12 protein-coding genes are annotated in these 13,062 nt (G+C 39.4%); all 12 read left to right on the top strand.

The features are described from left to right. Positions 1–173 precede the first annotated feature (173 nt). The 12 genes from pyk to VPAR_RS07085 all read left to right on the top strand — a co-directional run bounded on the left by pyk (position 174) and on the right by VPAR_RS07085 (position 12,947). Positions 174–1,922, top strand: coding sequence for a pyruvate kinase (gene pyk, locus VPAR_RS07140; RefSeq protein WP_012864720.1), 1,749 nt, complete (start codon positions 174–176; stop codon positions 1,920–1,922). A gap of 35 nt (positions 1,923–1,957) precedes the next feature. Continuing rightward, complete coding sequence (locus tag VPAR_RS07135) at positions 1,958–2,701, top strand: Bax inhibitor-1/YccA family protein (protein ID WP_004695271.1); 744 nt, start codon at positions 1,958–1,960, stop codon at positions 2,699–2,701. A gap of 13 nt (positions 2,702–2,714) precedes the next feature. After that, the gene (locus VPAR_RS07130; protein WP_012864719.1) at positions 2,715–3,626 is read left to right on the top strand and encodes a LysR family transcriptional regulator; all 912 of its coding nucleotides are present in this window, start codon (positions 2,715–2,717) and stop codon (positions 3,624–3,626) included. Positions 3,627–4,014: 388 nt separating this feature from the next. Continuing rightward, positions 4,015–5,418, top strand: coding sequence for a DASS family sodium-coupled anion symporter (locus tag VPAR_RS07125; protein ID WP_012864718.1), 1,404 nt, complete (start codon positions 4,015–4,017; stop codon positions 5,416–5,418). Between the two features lie 123 nt (positions 5,419–5,541). Beyond that, complete coding sequence (gene citD, locus VPAR_RS07120) at positions 5,542–5,811, top strand: citrate lyase acyl carrier protein (protein WP_004696923.1); 270 nt, start codon at positions 5,542–5,544, stop codon at positions 5,809–5,811. Then, on the top strand, positions 5,811–6,776 hold the full coding sequence (locus VPAR_RS07115) for an HpcH/HpaI aldolase/citrate lyase family protein (protein WP_004695279.1): 966 nt from the start codon (positions 5,811–5,813) through the stop codon (positions 6,774–6,776). The genes citD and VPAR_RS07115 overlap by 1 nt, the downstream gene beginning before the upstream one ends. After that, positions 6,766–8,313 (top strand): citrate lyase subunit alpha, encoded by a 1,548-nt coding sequence (gene citF, locus VPAR_RS07110; RefSeq protein ID WP_012864717.1) that lies wholly within the window; start codon positions 6,766–6,768, stop codon positions 8,311–8,313. Before VPAR_RS07115 ends, citF begins: the two co-directional genes overlap by 11 nt. Positions 8,314–8,574: 261 nt before the next feature. Beyond that, positions 8,575–9,075 (top strand): hypothetical protein, encoded by a 501-nt coding sequence (locus tag VPAR_RS07105; RefSeq protein WP_012864716.1) that lies wholly within the window; start codon positions 8,575–8,577, stop codon positions 9,073–9,075. Further along, positions 9,072–10,106: a hypothetical protein gene (locus VPAR_RS07100; protein WP_148207745.1), complete on the top strand. Its 1,035-nt coding sequence runs from the start codon at positions 9,072–9,074 to the stop codon at positions 10,104–10,106. Before VPAR_RS07105 ends, VPAR_RS07100 begins: the two co-directional genes overlap by 4 nt. A 24-nt stretch (positions 10,107–10,130) precedes the next feature. Continuing rightward, entirely contained in the window at positions 10,131–11,006 is an 876-nt protein-coding gene (locus tag VPAR_RS07095; protein ID WP_012864714.1) for a DUF4261 domain-containing protein, read from the top strand. A gap of 28 nt (positions 11,007–11,034) precedes the next feature. Beyond that, positions 11,035–11,391, top strand: coding sequence for a cupin domain-containing protein (locus tag VPAR_RS07090; RefSeq protein ID WP_012864713.1), 357 nt, complete (start codon positions 11,035–11,037; stop codon positions 11,389–11,391). A 242-nt stretch (positions 11,392–11,633) separates the two neighbouring features. Continuing rightward, positions 11,634–12,947 (top strand): MFS transporter, encoded by a 1,314-nt coding sequence (locus VPAR_RS07085; RefSeq protein ID WP_012864712.1) that lies wholly within the window; start codon positions 11,634–11,636, stop codon positions 12,945–12,947. Positions 12,948–13,062: the final 115 nt, after the last annotated feature.

Genomic DNA, 13,062 nt, shown 5'->3' with positions numbered 1-13,062 from the left:
GACATGTAATGAGCATATATAGGTGCAACATGTAATAAGCATATACTTGATACAATAAGTATATAAATGGTGTAGAGAAACATATGTTGCGTGAGGCACAGATAGCTTTCACCAACATTGATATAATAAGAAATGAACTATCCTATCTAGGGATTGCTTTCATAGGAGGGATTATGAAACGTACAAAAATTGTATGTACTGTAGGTCCAGGAACGGATAAATTTGGCATCTTAGAAGATATGATGCGGGCGGGCATGAACGTAGCTCGTTTTAACTTTTCCCACGGATCCCATGAAGAGCAAGCAGAACGCATGCAAATGGTGCGCGATGCGGCGATGATTGTGAATAAACCAATCGCATTAATGCTCGATACAAAAGGTCCAGAGGTACGTCTTGGTCTATTTAAAAAGGGCAAGGTATTTCTCGAAGCCGGTCAACAATTTACGTTGACTACAGATGATGTGGAAGGTACAAAAGAGCTTAGCTCCGTGAACTACAAAGGTCTTACAGGCGATGTGTCCGTAGGGGATAAAGTCCTCTTGGCTGATGGGCTTGTAACACTTATTATTGATGCTATCGAAGGTAATAATATCGTTACAACTGTTCAAAACAGCGGGGAAATCGGTAACCGCAAGCGTGTAGCCGTACCAGGCGTAGCCCTAAGCTTGCCACCCGTATCTGAACAGGATGAAGCAGACTTGCGCTTTGGTTGTCAACAAGGGGTAGACTTTGTGGCCGCATCCTTTATGCAACGCGGTAAAGACATTGTAGCTATTCGCCGTATTCTTGAGTCTGAGAAAAAAGATATCAAGATTATCGCAAAAATTGAAAATGCAGAAGGCGTTAAAAATATTGATGAAATCTTGGAAGTAGCTGACGGTCTCATGGTTGCTCGTGGCGATCTCGGCGTAGAAATTCCTGCAGAAGAGGTGCCAGTACTTCAAAAGATGATGATTGAAAAATGTAATGACTTGGGGAAACCCGTTATTACGGCGACACAAATGCTCGAGTCTATGATTCAAAACCCACGTCCTACACGTGCGGAAGCAAGTGACGTAGCCAACGCCATTTTGGATGGTACTGATGCGATTATGTTGTCTGGTGAAACAGCCAATGGTTCCTATCCTGTAGAAGCTGTTGCGACCATGACTCGTATTGCAGAGGTAACGGAGAAGGCTGCTATTTACGATAGTTATAGTCGCGCTCGTGAGGATGAAGAAATGACTACCACAAGCGCTGTATGCTTGGCTAGCGTGCGCGTAGCTCAAAACCTCGGGGCCACAGCTATTTTGACATGTACTGAATCTGGTCACACCGCACTTAGTGTGGCTCGTCATCGTCCAGATTGTAAAATCATCGCTGTCACACCTCACGAGGAAACTATCCGTCGCATGCAATTATGCTGGGGTGTAGAGGCTATCAAGGGACATGAAATCATCAACTCCGATGAAATGGTTAAACAAGCTATTACCGGTGCTCTCGGCACTGGCGCCATCGAGTCTGGTGACCTCGTAGTTGTTACCGCTGGGGTACCATCTGGTGCAACAGGTACGACCAATATGATTCGCGTTCACATTGCAGGTCGAGTACTCTTGTCTGGTAATGGTATATTACGTAAATCCGTTACAGGTAATGTGTATATTGCTGCTAATCATAAGGGCAATTATGAAAGCTTCAAAGACGGCGATGTCCTCGTGGTAGGTACAATGGAGCCTGAATTGATGGCCATTGCCAAACGCGCTGGCGGTATCATCGCAGTGGAAGATGGTTATACATCGGACAGTGCTATCGCGGGCATTACGTATGGTATTCCTGTTATCTTAGGCGCTAAAAATGCCCACGAAGTGCTCCTCGAAGGTCAAGAAGTGACTATCGATGGAGAACGTGGTAAGGTATTTGCGGGCATTGCCAATGCTCGATAATCGCTATGAGTGATAATTAAATAAGGAGGGATAGTATGAATCCATATAATGTAACAGGACCTACTGCAGCTGAGGTTGCACAGGTTGAAAGTATCGTATCCCAACGATTAAAAGGCTCTTTCTTGTGGATGGTTGTAGGCTTACTTACAACTATTGGTGTTGGCTTTGCTGCATTAGTGAATCCAAATTGGTTACGCTTTGCGTATCAAAACTTTAATATTATTTTATTAGTAGAGCTTGGTGTGGTATTTCTTTTTAGTGCTCGTGCATATTCTGCTAATGTAATGACGTTACGTGGTATGTTCTTCCTCTATAGTGCTTTGAATGGCCTCACATTGACCTTGGTATCCTTGCGATACAATGTGTTTGATGTTGTTATTCCGGCGTTAATAGGTACTCTTGCTTTCTTCATTGGCTTTGCAGTGGTAGGGGCTACAACTAAGCGTAATTTATCATCCCTTACACCATATGTGATGGCGGCATTGTTCGGCATGATCATCGTATCCTTGGTGATGATGGGGGCCCGCTTCTTTAACTGGACTGTACTCAGTGGCTTTAGTGATACTGTTAGTTTAGTTCTAGGTTATGTAGGTGTTGTAGTATTCTCTATCTTTACAGCTATCGATGTGAACCGCATTAAAAATAATGTGACACAAGTGGCGCTCATGGAGGATGAAACAATTTTAGACCGCATTGAAATCACTGGTGCTTTGAGCCTTTATTTAGATTTCATTAACTTATTCTTATCCTTATTACGCATCTTTGGTAATAAGCGATAACAAAGGAGTTTGTATGGACGATAGAGAATGGCAAACCTTTGTTACTGTTGTGGATGAAGGCAATATTACAAGGGCTGCAGAAAAATTATTTTTATCGCAACCAGCATTGAGCTATCGGTTGCGTCATATAGAAAAAGCCTTGGGCCATTCTCTGTTGTTGCGGACTGCTGAAGGGATTGCCCTCACGGCACAAGGCGAAATTTTTTATGATTACTGCAAGCGAATGATGCAAGAACAAGAGGCTTTGGAGAATGCTATGAATTCCGCTTCTGGCAAGATTCAAGGGACCTTGAAAATCGCGTCATCTATTAACTTTGCAGACTATGAACTACCGGCTTTATTGAGATCTTTCCGGGAACAATATCCTGATGTTCACATTCAAGTGAAGACTGCTTTCAGTCATCAAGTTGTAAAGATGTTTAATACCGGTGACTGTATGGTCGCCTTTGCTCGTGGTGGTTATGACGTGTCTGGCAAGTCTGAATTGTTACTAGCAGAACCATATTGTTTAGTATATAAAGAATTAGTGCCACCTGAATCCTTGGTAAAAGTACCATTCATTAATTATCAAACAGATGCATCGGTGGCAAATATTATCGAAACTTGGTGTGCAGAACATTTTGATGAGCCTCCAAGTGTGGCGATGGATGTAAACTCTATGAGTACTTGTCGCCATTTTGTTCGTGCTGGCCTTGGTTGGTCTATCTTGACCTATATGGGACTTGGATCCTGTAAGGATAAAGATATCTATGTGAGTCCATTGCGTAGCAAAAATGGTGAATATATCACCCGTGATACTAATATGGTGTACACAAAAGATGCGGAAAACTTGGTTGTGGTAAAAACATTTATCGAATATGTTCGCAATTACTACAAAGAACATACCGTGGTGGATGACAGTATATTTAGAGAATATAAAGCATAGGATGTATTATAATAGAGTATATCTATGAGATTTTCTAACTGTTTATCCATGCTGTTTCAGTATTGGACTTTTTCGATATAATAACTCATAATATAGATTAAGAGCAATATAGTACCATGTAAGTGCATGTATATCCCCTTTGGGGAGGTATACATGCATTTTTTTCATTTGGGACTATAATTCTATGCTTAAAATGCATAAAAAGTATGATTAGTAGATATAAAAGTTTTTATAACCCCTATAAAGGTAATCTATTTTTCATATTACTTTTAAACATTTATAATGAGGGTAGACTTAATCAATGTAATCGACGTCGCGAGCGGTTATGTTGTTAAAGACTAGATGATTTTATGTATGCCTAAGTTAGTTAAGAAAGGGAAAGACACACATGAAAGACAAATTATGGCGCATTGGCCTTATGGTTGCCATCGTCGCATTTATGTGGTTCGGTGGCACACCTGAAGGCCTCAAACCAGAAGTATGGAAATTATTTGGTATTTATTTAGCTACTATCGTGGGATTGGTATTAAAACCATTCCCAGTTCCTATTACAGTATTATTAGGTGTTGCTACATCTTCTGTTTTATTGAACAATACAAAAGACGTATTGGTTGGTTACAGTAATACAGCATTGTGGTTGATCTTCGCAGCCTTCGCTTTATCCGTTGCATTCGGTAAAACTGGCCTTGGTCACCGCATTGCGTACTACTTGGTTCGCGCTTTTGGTAGTACAACACTTCGTCTTGGTTATGTAACTGCATTCCTTGATATGATCTTATCTCCTGCAACACCATCCAACACAGCTCGTGCGGCAGGTATCGTATATCCAATCAACTTGTCCATCGCTGAAGCAGTTGGTTCTTACCCAGGTGAGACTGCTAAAAAAGCAGGTGCTTACCTATTACAGAATGGTTACTTTGCAACTAAAGTAACATCCTTCTTCTTTGCGACAGCAATGGCGCCAAACTTATTGGCTTTAGACTTCATTACTAAATTGACTGGTGTAACTTTAAACTGGGCTCAATGGGCATTAGCTATGTTCGTACCTGGTTTCATCATGTTAATGCTTATCCCACTTATTGGCTACATGTATGAACGTCCAAGTGTAAAAGACATCGACAACAAGAAAATTGCTGCTGACGGTTTGGCGGAATTAGGACCTATGAAAGCGTCCGAAAAAGGTCTTATCGCTATCGCACTTCTTGCAATCGTAGGCTGGATTCTTCCTACTTTTGATGTTACTCTTAATGCAACAGCAGTTGCTATCGTAGCGATGCTTGCTACATTCGTATTTGGTATTATTACTTGGGATGATTTGCTCAAAACTAAAGCTGCTTGGAACACATTGATTTGGTTTGGTGGTATCTTGGGCTTATCCTCTGCATTGACTAAAGGTAAATTCTTCGAATGGTTGGCTAAATACTTAGAAACTCACATGAACTTCGGTTTAGATCCATTCATGATGCTTATCCTTATCTCCATTGTTTCCGTTGCGGTTCGTTACTTCTTCGCATCTGGTACTGCATACATCTCCGCGATGCTTCCAGTATTCTTGATTTTAGGTGTTAACGCAGGCGTGGATCCTACATTACTTGCTTTCATCTTGATCGGCACAAACTCCTATGGTGGTTCCGTAACTCACTACGGTGCTGCTCCTGGTCCAATCATCTTCTCCGCTGGTTACAACAACGTAAAAGATTGGTGGACAGTTGGTTTGATTTCCGCTTTAGTATGTTTAGTATTGAACTACGTAATCGGTATCCCTTGGTGGAAAATCACTGGTTTCATGTAATATGAAGCTTTCACTATGGAGTGTTAGAATTTAATTGTTAGTATTCAATGTCTGTACTGGGCTCTCGCGACGAGCCTGTACAGACTTGAACTTTATATATGTTTCACAACGAAAGGATGCAACATGGCACAATTAGTAAAAGCTGCGCAAGCTGGCTTCGACGAAAAAAATGATGCATTAGTAACGGTTGAACCGATTGCTAGCGGTATCGAAATTGAATTAACATCCAAAGTTATCCGCCAATACGGCGACCAAATTAAATCCGTTATCTTGAACACAGTGAAAGAAGCTGGTTATGATGGCGTAAAAGTAATCGTACAAGATAAAAATGCTTGGGATTACACAATTAAAGCTCGCGTATTAGGTGCATTGGAAAGGGGGAGCAAAGCATAATGGCTAACGATAAAACATTCCCAGAAGTTAAAACAAACCCATTAACAGAGGCTGCTAAAAAACGTTTGTCTCGTTCCATGATGTTCGTACCAGGTAATACACCTAAAATGATTAACAGTGCAGATATTCACGGTGCTGACTCCATCATGATCGATATCGAAGATTCCGTGCCAATTACAGAAAAAGACACAGCTCGTCTTTTAACTGCAGAAGCATTGAAATCCCGTAAATTCCGTGCAGAAACAGTTGTTCGTATCAACCATCCTACACAAACTCCTTATGGCTATGACGATCTTGATGTCATCGTTCCAGCTAAACCTGATATGATTCGTTTACCTAAAACTGAAGATGTTTCTGAAGTTGAAATCGTAGCGAAGAAAATTGAAGAAGTAGAAAAAGCTAACGGCTGGCCAGAAGGTACAATCAATATTATCGTAGCTATCGAATCCGTTCGTGGCTTATACAATGTTCGTGAAATCTGCCACGGCCCTCGCGTAGTTGCTATCGCTCTTGGCGCTGAAGACTATCGTGCAGACCTTCGCACAGGTAAACATAAACCAGCTGTTGAATTGTTGTTCGCTCGTCAAACAATCCTTCATGCAGCACGCGAAGCAGGTATCCGCGTAATCGATACTGTATTCTCCGATGTGAAAGACCCTCAAGGCTTCCGCGAAGAAGTTGAATTTATTAAAGCTTTGGGGTATGATGGCAAATCTTGTATCCACCCAAGCCAAATCAAAATTATCCACGAAGTATTCACTCCTGACGAAAAAGAAATCGCTCATTCCGTTAAGGTATTGAACAGCTATGCAGATGCATTGCGCAACAATAAAGGCGTAATCTCCGTAGATGGTAAAATGATCGATGGTCCTATCGTAGTTCGTGCACAACGCGTAGTTGATAAAGCGCGTGCAGCAGGCATTAAAGTTGAATTAGAGGAAGGAGCAGAATACGATGTTAAATAAAGTAGGTCGCGATATCCCAACAAATATCCCAGCACTAGAAGGTCGCGAAGTATATCAAGGTGAATTCGCAATCGAACCTAAAGCTCATCGCGCAGGTAAACCTGTACACATGAGCCGTGTTGGTACAAATAAAGTACTTGCTTCTATCGATGAAGCAATCGAAAAAGCTGGCGTAAAAGATGGTATGACATTGTCCTTCCATCATCATTTGCGCAATGGCGACTATGTAATGAAAATGGTTATGGAACGCGTACAAGCAAAAGGGATTAAAGACATTACTATCGCGTCTTCTTCCTTGTCCCCATGCCATGAGTTCTTGGTAGAAATGATTCAAGACGGCACTGTAACAGCTATTGAAACATCTGGCTTGCGCGATCGTCTTGGTAAATTCTTAACTCAAAACCCAGGAGTATTGAAACGCCCTGTAGTGATTCGTTCTCATGGTGGTCGTGCTCGTGCTATCGAATCTGGTGAAGTTCATATCGACGTAGCTTTTATGGGTGCTCCTACAGCTGACCCACGTGGCAATGCTACTGGTCGTATGGGTAAATCCGCATGTGGTGCTCTTGGCTATGCTAAAGTTGACTCCCACTATGCAGACACAACTGTTATCATCACTGATAACTTAGTTGACTATGTACACAACTATGCAATTCCTCAAACTGACGTAGATTATGTTGTTGAGGTTGAAAGCATTGGTGATCCAGAAGGTATCGCTTCTGGTGCAGTAGGTTTCACTAAAAACCCTATCCAAATCAAAATTGCTGAACTAGCTGGTGAATTCCTTGACCAAGCTGGCATCATCAAAGACGGTTTCGTATTCCAATTGGGCGCTGGTGGTGCTCCATTGACTGTAGCGAAATTCATCGCTGAAAAACTTCGCAAACGCGGTGAAGTAGGTGGATTTGCTATTGGTGGCGCTACTGGTATCTTGACCGGTATGCTTGAAGAAGGCTTGATTCGTGCTATTTACGATACTCAAACATTCGATACTACTGCAGCTGCATCTTTGGATAAAAACCCTGCACATATCGAAATGTCCGCTTCCATGTACGCTAACCCATGGACTGACTGCACTACAAACTACCTAGACGTAGTATTCCTTGGTGCTACTGAAATCGACCTTGATTTCAACGTAAACGTAATGACTGACTCTAACGGTGTATTGATGGGCGCTTCTGGCGGTCACTCCGATACAGCAGCAGGTGCTAAATGTACAGTTATTACTTGCCCATTGATCCGCGGTCGTTTGCCAATGATCCGTGACAAAGTAGCAACTGTAATTACACCAGGCTCTTCCGTTGACGTTCTCGTTACTGAATACGGTATCGCCATCAACCCAGCTCGCACTGATTTGATTGAACGCTTCAAAGATAGCAACTTGCCTATCTACACAATTGAAGAATTACAACAATTAGCATTCGACTTAGTAGGTAAACCAGTAGACATTCCTGTGTCTGACAAAGACGAAGATATCGTGGCAATCGTAGAATACCGCGATGGTTCCATCCTTGACGTGGTTCGCAAACCTCTATAATTGAGTAGTGCTGAGAGCCCGGGGGAATCTGTAACAGTTTCGCCATCGGTTCATCATCCTATGCTGATTAGATAATATAAAGACCCTCTCCATAGTTCTCGGACTTATGGAGAGGGTTTTGCATTTTTATGAAGTGTAGAGCCGTAGGGAGGATAGAGAGATCTTTACATATTAAATATGATGACATGAGTGAAAATTTGGACATTCATAAAGTTATAATATCTATATAAAAGAATGTGATTATATATCAGGGGGATATTTATGTATCAATATAGGGCTAATGTAGAATTTGATATAGATGGATTAAAGGACTTTTATATAGATGACTTAATGGAGCAAGAATTAAATATTTACCTAATGGTTGAATGTTGGACTCGAGATTATATTGATATTAATGATATGTATATTAGAATGGTTGAAGATGGACATGAAATACTAGAATGGGAATCTTTTCTTCCGAGTGAATTATCATATCGTAGTTTATTTGTGGCTAGCAATTATAAACTTGGATATAAAAATCAGTGTATTGATTATTTATATGCAAGATTTAAACAAGTTGTTAAGGGTGAACTTATAAGAAATTCTTTGATAGATAGATTAGAAATTGAACGAGTATATCTATTACAAAACTCTATGCAAATTCTATTAAATTGTAATTTTAACATTGATTTTGAGAAGTTTGTAAAACGATGGATGGCGATTTGTAGTACTGAATATCATCCTGTATACTATAAATTAAAAGGTAATGTATTTATTGTATGAAGTTTGTATTATTTAATTTGGAGGTTGACACAATGGGGTCTGTATGGAGATTACAAACAAGAACAGATAGTAGTAGTGGAGAAAAAATTTCAAAGTATTGTTTAGATAATGATGTTGCCGCTTTAGGATGGAGTATTAAGGATGACCATATAAAGCACTATAATCCTGAGGCTATAATTGAAATACAAGAAAAACGTAATCAAATAGAAAATATAGATCAGTATTATGATGTTATTAGAACGTATGGTTTATATGGGATGAATCAAAAAAAACGTTTAGTCGCTGTTGATATGTTGAGTGAAGTCGAAAAGGGTGACTATATTTGGATGCGCGATAATGGTATTTATTATCTAGGACGTGTGAACGAAGATTCTAATTTTACTTATAATTGTGACAAGGATGCATTAGATTTTGATGCAGCTAATCAAATTACAGGAATTAAGTGGGAACGGATTGGTGATGAAAGTCAGGTGCCAGGAGCAGTAGCAACAGCTTTTATTCGCGGTCGAACTATACAACGCATAAATAAAGACTATATGTTTGAATATGCTGAATATGCATTTTGGGGAAAACCTTTGGTATTAGAGAAGTCAAATGAAGAATTTTTACAACAATTGTTTTATGATTGTTTATCACCAAATGATTGTGAAGATTTAGTTTGTCTATATTTATATGATCGTAAAGGTTATGTGACAATCCCATCTACGAATAAAATTGCAACTGAGCTATATGAATGTGTATTAGTAAATCCAGAAAATGGGATGCTTGCATATCCTCAGGTAAAAAAAGGGAGTGTTCCCTTAGATTTTAATAATTATGTTGATTTGGTAGATGACCAAAAGCGAAAAAAAGAAGTATATCTATTTACATCAGAAGGTATAGTAAATAAATCAAACGTTCAAAGTGATTTGATTCATATTATTACTCCAAATGACTTATACCGATGGGTAAAGGCTAAGATGGAAAGTGAAAATTATTTAATTCCTGAAGGTATTGTAAAATGGTATAAATTAATACACTCATCAGAATAATAGTTAAAAATTAGGAGAGCGCATATGAGCCAAGTTTTTAAACAAGATTTAACAGATACTTCAGTCCGACCAGGTGGTATTTTTTTCGTTGAGTTATTAATGCCGAAGCAGTGTGATATGCCTGATCGGGATACAATGATAGAGATATTTACGAAGCATCTAGGACCTGTTGATTGTTTTGATCACCGTCGTGAGTCTGCTGGTTTTGCTCCTCAGAATTATAAGGTGCATTACGAGGATACTGATGCAGATATTTCACCGACGTTAATGGTGACGGATTGTGAGAAAATCGATAAGCCTGTATTAGATGATTTTGAACGTAGTCAGGTGTGGGATTGTCCCAATGTGGATGAGTTGTTGACAGAGTGTCAATACAGGGTGTTTGCTACGGATATGTTAGCCTCTGGTTTAGAGGCTAAAGAACGGGCCGATATGCTAGTGAAATATGTAGATGCACTGTTGGAGCTATATCCATCTTGTAAAGCTGTTGTATTTGGTCCATCTCGTAAGTTCTTAAGTCGTGAATCGATTGAAAATCATTCAGATAAAGCGGTAACTCGTTTTATTTATTATGCTGTAAATGTACGTTATTTTAGTATTCAAGGTACCAATGATATGATGGTAGATTCTGTGGGTATGAGTACATTATTTTTACCTGATTTACAGTATCACTTTCACGGTGTAGATCCTAATCATGTAGTATTTCATGCTTATAATGTGTTGAATTATATTTTCGAACATGATAATATAATAGGTGATGGGGGAACCATTGCGGGGTTACAAAATGGCGAGATGAATCAGGATATTCAGTGGAAAGTACAATATGAGGATTCTCTAAGTCACCCGGTTCGAGAGGTTCTAGATATTAATATGGGAGAATATGAATCGGGCACTCGCTAGTTGTTAATCAATGAAAGGTGTGAGCATTATGAGTGATCAACGTGTTTTTGATATGGAACTCGTGAAAGTTGAAAGTTTGGAGAAAGCTGTTAAGACACCATTTTATCAAACTGATTCCACAGGTGGCTCAATATGGGTTATTAAAGCTGGTCAAACCTTACCAAAGCATTACCATCATAACTCTGATGATATATGGGTTATATTGCAAGGCAAGGGGGTATTTTATCCAACGCCGGATACGGAGGTGCCTTTTACAAAGGGGCAAGTTATAGTATCTAAAAAGGGTGAATGTCATGGTGCAAAAAATACTGGAACAGAAGATGTCATCTTTGTGAGTATCGTCGCTCCTGTGCCTGCTGATTATGATCCTGTTAGTACTAATTAATATGAAAGCACTTTATAGTATTTTGTTATCTTATAATAGAGACAGATTTATACTATAAAGTGCTTTTTTATTTTATATAGTCATTTCTAGCGAATATACCTTTTCTATTTTTATATGCTATTATTTTGATTTCACTATTCCTATTTGATATTTCTATATTTTATATAGTTCCATTGACAGAGGACGTTTGTTCTTTTAAGATGGTAAAGTATGTAATATTTTAATAAGCAGAAAGGAATTATATGAACTCATCTACACTAGAGCCTCAAAGTGGGGACATCAATTTCAAAGATTTTACGAAACGTCGTATGCTTCACGTAGTCTTACCATTGTTTATTGTTTCTATTATTGCCTTCTTAGATCGTGTTAATATTGCTTATGCAGGCTTGACTATGAAGGAGAATTTACCGTGGTTGACGCCAGAAGTATTTGGTATGGGGGCAGGCATTTTCTTTATTGGTTATGTTTTGTTTGAAGTGCCTGCATCTTTAATTGCAGCTCGTTGTAATGCTATGCATTGGGTGGCGCGTATCATGTTTAGTTGGGGTCTCGTATGTATTCTTATGACGACGATGACCACTGAGTTGGAATTTTATGTTTATCGATTTTTACTTGGTCTATGTGAGGCTTCTTTATATCCTGTAATTTATTCATTACTTATTCCAAATTGGTTCTTGCCAAAGGAGCGTGCGAAGGCGATCTCTTTGATGTTGACGTCTTTATTGTTCTCTAACATCATTGGTGGGCCATTGGCAGGTATTTTATTGGATACAACGTTCTTTGGTCTACATGGTTGGCGTACACTCTTTATCGTTGAAGCTATTCCTGCTGTGATCTTTGCGTTCATTTTCGCATTCTGGATGAAAGAGCGTCCTGAACATGCATCTTGGGTAACTGATGTAGAAAAGGTATATATTAAAGCCGAGCTTGAAAAAGAAGAGCAACAAAAGCAAGCGGTAAAGAAATATACTACTTGGCAAGCGTTGAAAGACCCAAAAGTATTGCGCCTAGCGTTAATCTATTTCTTGTGGGTTATTGGTTTCTGGGGCTTTAGTTTTTGGATGCCTCAAGTTCTTAAAAGCTTATCTGGATGGCCACCAAGTGTGGTAGCGTGGTCTATTGCTATTCCAATGACAGCAGCCTTACTTGTACAAATATACTGTGGTTACTCTTCTGAAAAGCGCAATGAAAAACGTTGGCACGTTGCTACTACATTGTTCATTGGTACTATTGGTTTCTTAGCAACACCACACAGTCTGTCTCCAGAAGTTAGCTTATTCTTTATATGCTTAACTGCAGTAGGTGTTTACGGTGGTATGGGTGTATGGTGGACCATGCCAACAACCTTCTTATCTGGCGCTGCTGCAGCGGGGGCGATGGGACTCATTAACTCTTCAGGTAACATGGGGGGCTGGGTAGGTCCTTATATGCTTGGATTCATCAATGGTCACACAGGTAGCTTTGCTTATGGCTACTATGTAATGGGGGCTTGTATGTTCCTTGCTGGTCTATTAATTTTGACACTTCCAAAATCTATGGAGCATAAAGAGGATTAAGTAGAGTTATATTATAGATAACTTCATAGGAAAATATTTAACGAATGCTTCAATGGTGTGATTTTGGGTACTATTCAATTTTATGTTACAATTTACAAAATAGTATTATTTAAAC

This window comes from Veillonella parvula DSM 2008, from assembly GCF_000024945.1.
In the GTDB taxonomy this organism is placed as follows: Bacteria; Bacillota; Negativicutes; order Veillonellales; family Veillonellaceae; genus Veillonella; species Veillonella parvula.
Note: the sequence above shows the minus strand (reverse complement) of the source record. Positions and strands in the feature narration are given on the sequence as shown.

Bases quoted from the DNA above. Each gene is read 5' to 3' on its own strand.
- pyk (WP_012864720.1), top strand. From the start codon at position 174: ATGAAACGTACAAAAATTGTATGTACTGTAGGTCCAGGAACGGATAAA.
- VPAR_RS07135 (WP_004695271.1), top strand. From the start codon at position 1,958: ATGAATCCATATAATGTAACAGGACCTACTGCAGCTGAGGTTGCACAG.
- VPAR_RS07130 (WP_012864719.1), top strand. From the start codon at position 2,715: ATGGACGATAGAGAATGGCAAACCTTTGTTACTGTTGTGGATGAAGGC.
- VPAR_RS07125 (WP_012864718.1), top strand. From the start codon at position 4,015: ATGAAAGACAAATTATGGCGCATTGGCCTTATGGTTGCCATCGTCGCA.
- citD (WP_004696923.1), top strand. From the start codon at position 5,542: ATGGCACAATTAGTAAAAGCTGCGCAAGCTGGCTTCGACGAAAAAAAT.
- VPAR_RS07115 (WP_004695279.1), top strand. From the start codon at position 5,811: ATGGCTAACGATAAAACATTCCCAGAAGTTAAAACAAACCCATTAACA.
- citF (WP_012864717.1), top strand. From the start codon at position 6,766: ATGTTAAATAAAGTAGGTCGCGATATCCCAACAAATATCCCAGCACTA.
- VPAR_RS07105 (WP_012864716.1), top strand. From the start codon at position 8,575: ATGTATCAATATAGGGCTAATGTAGAATTTGATATAGATGGATTAAAG.
- VPAR_RS07100 (WP_148207745.1), top strand. From the start codon at position 9,072: ATGAAGTTTGTATTATTTAATTTGGAGGTTGACACAATGGGGTCTGTA.
- VPAR_RS07095 (WP_012864714.1), top strand. From the start codon at position 10,131: ATGAGCCAAGTTTTTAAACAAGATTTAACAGATACTTCAGTCCGACCA.
- VPAR_RS07090 (WP_012864713.1), top strand. From the start codon at position 11,035: ATGAGTGATCAACGTGTTTTTGATATGGAACTCGTGAAAGTTGAAAGT.
- VPAR_RS07085 (WP_012864712.1), top strand. From the start codon at position 11,634: ATGAACTCATCTACACTAGAGCCTCAAAGTGGGGACATCAATTTCAAA.